At 66.1% G+C, this 2,075-nt stretch carries 1 protein-coding gene; it reads left to right on the forward strand.

The features are described from left to right. Positions 1-2,075 (forward strand): excinuclease ABC subunit UvrA (locus tag RMO40_RS20600; protein WP_489660211.1); only part of this gene is annotated, 2,075 nt, incomplete at both ends.

The raw sequence follows: 2,075 nt of genomic DNA on the forward strand, positions 1-2,075 counted from the left end.
ACCGGGTCGACGGCGTGCCACCGGCGATCGCCATCGACCAGACCAACCCGGTGCGCACTTCGCGCAGCACGGTCGGCACCATGACCGAGCTGAACGACCACCTGAAGCTCTTGTACGCACGCGCCGCCGAGTTGTTCGACAAGAAGACCGCGCAGCAGGTGCGCCACGACTCGCCGGAGAGCATCTACGCCGAGCTGATGCAGCGGACGAAAGAGAACGACCCGCGCCTGGTGTTCACCTTCCCGGTGGAGCTGCCGGCCAACACCAGCAGCGAAGAGGTGGAGCAGTGGTTGGGCGCCAGCGGCTTCACCAAGGTGCAGGCCGAGCGTGAAGTCGCTTCACCCACCGGCCCGCGCAAGCTGCTCGACGTGGTGGCCGATCGGTTTCGCATCCAGGGCATCGAGAAGGTGCGTGCGGTCGAGGCGATCGAGACGGCGCTGAAGCGGGGCAGTGGGCGGGTCAACATCTACGTGCTGGAAAGTGAACCCGTTCGGGCCGAGCCGCACACCACCGTTCGGGCTGAGCCTGTCGAAGCCCTTCGACCGCTTCGACAGGCTCAGGACAGGCAAGCTCAGGGCGAACGGGATGCGGTCCTCTGGCGATACTCCACCGGCCTGCACTGCCCCGACAGCGACATCCGCTACGCAGACCCGCAGCCCTCGCTGTTCTCTTTCAACTCCGCCATGGGCGCTTGCGAAACCTGCCGCGGCTTCGGCCGGGTGATCGGTGTCGACTACGGCCTGGTGATCCCTGACCACCGCAAGACCCTGCGCGCCGGCGCCATCAAGACCTTGCAAACCCCCGCCTGGCAAGAAAACCAGGACGACCTGATGCGCTACGGCGCCGAAGCCGGCATCCCGCGCGACACCGCGTGGTCGCAGCTCACCGAGGCCCAGCGCGACTGGGTCATCAACGGCTCACCCCACTGGAACGGAAAGTGGGGCAAGCAGTGGTACGGCGTGAAGCGCTTCTTCGAGTACCTCGAATCCAAGGCCTACAAGATGCACATCCGCGTGCTCTTGTCCAAGTACAGAAGCTACACACCGTGCCCCACCTGCGGAGGTGCGCGCCTGAAGACCGAGGCGCTCTTGTGGCGCATGGGCACCCAGGCCGACGCCGACGGCGCCATGCCGCCCGAAAAGCGGGTGATGCCCAGCGGCGTGGACTGGTCGCGTGCGCAACTCGAAGCGCTGCCCGGCCTCACGGTCCACGACCTGATGTTGATGCCCATCGACCGCATCAAGAAGTTCTTCGACGGCATCAGCTTGCCCAGCGGCATGTTGGACGACGCCCTCAAGCTGCTGCTCGACGAAATCCGCACGCGCCTCAAATACCTCTGCGACGTCGGCATCGGCTACCTCACGCTCGACCGCCAGAGCCGCACGCTTTCCGGTGGCGAAGTGCAGCGCATCAACCTCACCACCGCGCTCGGCACCTCGCTGGTCAACACCATGTTTGTGTTGGACGAGCCCAGCATCGGCCTGCACCCGCGCGACATGAACCGCATCGTCGAAGCCATGCACCGCTTGCGCGACGCCGGCAACACGCTGGTGGTGGTGGAGCACGACCCGGCCGTGATGCTGGCGGCTGACCGCCTGATCGACATGGGCCCCGGCCCCGGCGAGCGTGGTGGCCAGATCGTGTTCGACGGCACACCCGAAGCCATTCGCAGCGCCGACACGCTGACCGGGGCGTATCTCGGCGCACGCAGGCAGGTCGGCATGGGCCTCAAGCGGCTGGTGACCGACAAGACACCCAAGCTCATCCTCGAAGGTGCCCGCGATCACAACCTGAAGAACGTGACCGTCGAGTTCCCGCTGCAACACCTGGTGTGCGTGACCGGCGTATCGGGCTCGGGCAAGAGCACGCTGATGCAAGACGTGCTCTTCCCCGCGCTCGCCCGCCACTTCGGCAAGCCGACCGAAACCCCCGGCGAGTTCGATCGCCTGCTCGGCGCCGATTGGTTGAGTGAAGCCGTGTTCGTCGACCAGTCGCCCATCGGCAAGACCGCGCGCTCCAACCCGGCCAGCTACGTGGGTGCCTTCGACGAGATCCGCAAGCTCTTCGCGCAATCG

It is taken from the genome of Rhizobacter sp. (assembly GCF_031412075.1).
GTDB lineage: Bacteria > Pseudomonadota > Gammaproteobacteria > Burkholderiales > Burkholderiaceae_C > Rhizobacter.